This window comes from Zongyangia sp., assembly GCF_965361945.1.
Genome location: NZ_CBDTOK010000102.1, coordinates 1 through 2,636, shown reverse-complemented (window position 1 = coordinate 2,636; position 2,636 = coordinate 1). Strand labels below are relative to the sequence as shown.

Genomic DNA, 2,636 nt, shown 5'->3' with positions numbered 1-2,636 from the left:
GCGCTTCAGGCGCAGGTGACCCAACATTATGAAGAGATGCTTCACAAAAGCGAATGAGGAGGAGAGCAGGTGAAAACTTATCGTATTGTCGCTATCAATCTAGGCTCCACCTCCACCAAGCTGTGTTATTATGAGGATGAAAGGTGCGTGATCAGCGCCTCCCTCCCCCACAGCGCCGAAGATCTTCGGGAATTTTCCACCATCTGGGAACAGGAGGAGCTGCGCACCAGCACCATTCTCAATTTCCTTAAAGAAAACCACATTGCCGTCAAAGACTTAGACGCTATTGTCACCCGGGGCGGACATACCAAACCTCTGGTAGGCGGCGTCTACCGGGTCAATGAGGCTATGCTGGCCCAGTCCGGCAGCGGAAAATACGGCCAGCATGTCACCGACCTGGGGCTGCGCATTGTCTATAAGCTGGCGTCCCAGGGTTCACTTCCCCTGACAGTGGACCCTCCCACCACCGATGAGTTTGAGCCCCTGGCCCGATACAGCGGCCTGCCCGAGCTGCCCCGGAGGAGTAGCTTCCACGCCCTTAACCACCGGGCGGTAGGGCGGCAGTACGCCCGGGATATTGGGCGGCCCTACGAGGAACTGAACCTGGTGGTGGCCCACATGGGGGGCGGCATCACTGTTGCCGCCCATCGAAAGGGGCGAATGGTTGACGCCAACAACGGCATTACCGGGGACGGGCCCTTCTCCACCAACCGTTGCTGCACCGTTCCGGTGGGTGGTTTGGTCGAGATGTGCTTCTCCGGAAAGTATACCCATCAGGAGATGAAGCGCAAGCTCAGCGGTCAAGGGGGCATGATGGCCTACCTGGGAGAAAACGACGCTCTCAAGGTAGAACAGCGGGCCGAAGCCGGGGACGCCCAGTGTGGTGAGGTACTAGACGCTATGGCCTATCAAACTTCAAAAGAAATTGCCGGATGCGCCGCCGTCCTCTGCGGTAAGGTGGACGCCATCCTCATTACCGGCGGCATGGCCCATTCCCCCCGGATGACCGCTTTTATCAAGGAGCATGTGGGGTTTATCGCCCCGGTTCACCTCTACCCAGGGGAATATGAGATGCAGTCCCTCTGTCTCAACTCCCTGGAAGCGCTGCGAGGGGAACAGCCAATCCAGGAGCTTCGGGACTGAAAGGAGAATCACATATGCTGCAAAGTTTTTCCCAAATGGAACAACATATTTTGAAAGGCAGGGAAAAAAAGCGGGTGGCCCTGGCTGGAGCCCATGACCTCGACGCCCTCCGTTCCCTGGTGGAGGCCCGGAGAAAGGGAATCGTGGAGGCCACCCTCATTGGCCGGGAGGAAAAAATCCGGGCTCTGTTGGCGGAGCTTGGGGAGGATGCCTCCCCTTACCTCATCATCCCTCAGGAGGAAGACGCCCTTTGCGCCCGTACCGCCTGCCAGCTGGTCCGGGATGGGCAGGCAGACATCCCCATGAAGGGGATTATCCAGACGGCGGCCTTTATGCGGGCAATCCTGGATAAAGGCTATGGCTTTGTCCCAGAGCGTGGATTACTGAGCCAGGCTACCCTGCTGGAGCTGCCAGAGGAAGAAAGGATGATGATTATTTCCGACTGCGCTGTGAACATCGCGCCAGAATATCCTGATAAGGTGAAGATCCTCCAAAACGCTGTTTTTCTAGCCCATCGTTTGGGCATTGATTGCCCAAAGGCAGCCGTTGTGGCGCCGGTAGAGGTGATTAATCCCGTGATGCAGAGCACCATTGACGCCGCTATGCTCTCCAAAGCCAATGAGAGGGGCCAAATTCAGGGCTGTATTGTGGATGGCCCGCTGGGGCTGGATAACGCTGTCAGCATACAGGCAGCAAAGCATAAGGGAATTTCTTCTCCTGTAGCTGGAGTTGCCGATATCCTCATCATGCCGGATCTCTGTGCCGGCAATATTTTCACCAAGTCCCTGACCTATTTTGCCAAGCTCCCCACGGCAGGCGCTCTCTTGGGTGCTTCAATTCCTGTCATTATGACTTCCCGCACCGACAGCCCGGAGGATAAATATCACTCTATCCTCACTGCTGTCATTTTGTCCCAGGCCTACTAAGATCAACTCAATTTCTCCCATAGATACATAGAAAGGGCTGCGACTAATTTTGCCGCAGCCCTTTCTATCGTTCGTTCTATGTCATCGGAACAAAAAAGAAAAGACAGTTGTTTTTTACAACTGTCTTTTCTTTGGCTCCCCCTGTCTGGCTCGAACAGACGACCTTTCCGGTCAGAAACATAGTCGCGGCCAGTCGTCTTCCGCCTCCCGCCGCTCCTTGTTTCTTCCTGCGCCTTGGGACCCTCCTCCCCCCACCGGGGGCGGGCCCCCAGCCGCCAGTTAACAGCCGTCCTCTCAACTTTTTCTTACGAAAAAGAGACAGCCGCTTTTGCTGCTGTCTCTTTCTTTGGCTCCCCCTGTCTGGCTCGAACAGACGACCCTGCGGTTAACAGCCGCATGCTCTACCGACTGAGCTAAGGAGGAATATGAGAAGCCGGCACCGACCTATTTTCCCAGGCAGTCACCCGCCAAGTATTTTCGGCACAGATGAGCTTAACTACTGTGTTCGGGATGGGAACAGGTGGGACCTCATCGCTATAGGCACCGGCAAAGGACAACGGGAAGTCA

At 56.0% G+C, this 2,636-nt stretch carries 2 protein-coding genes, 1 tRNA gene and 1 rRNA gene; 2 read left to right on the top strand and 2 right to left on the bottom strand.

Annotated elements, in window-relative coordinates; all coding sequences use genetic code 11:
* The first annotated feature begins 69 nt into the window (after positions 1 to 69).
* Positions 70 to 1,143, top strand: coding sequence for a butyrate kinase (buk, locus tag ACZ25G_RS06630; RefSeq protein WP_463681930.1), 1,074 nt, complete (start codon positions 70 to 72; stop codon positions 1,141 to 1,143).
* Between the two features lie 14 nt (positions 1,144 to 1,157).
* Complete coding sequence (locus ACZ25G_RS06625) at positions 1,158 to 2,069, top strand: bifunctional enoyl-CoA hydratase/phosphate acetyltransferase (protein WP_463681929.1); 912 nt, start codon at positions 1,158 to 1,160, stop codon at positions 2,067 to 2,069.
* A gap of 347 nt (positions 2,070 to 2,416) precedes the next feature.
* On the opposite strand, the gene ACZ25G_RS06620 is transcribed toward ACZ25G_RS06625, so the two are convergent.
* Both ACZ25G_RS06620 and rrf read right to left on the bottom strand, forming a co-directional pair.
* Positions 2,417 to 2,492 (bottom strand) — tRNA-Asn (locus tag ACZ25G_RS06620).
* An 8-nt stretch (positions 2,493 to 2,500) separates the two neighbouring features.
* Positions 2,501 to 2,617 (bottom strand): 5S ribosomal RNA (gene rrf / locus ACZ25G_RS06615).
* Between the last annotated feature and the right edge of the window lie 19 nt (positions 2,618 to 2,636).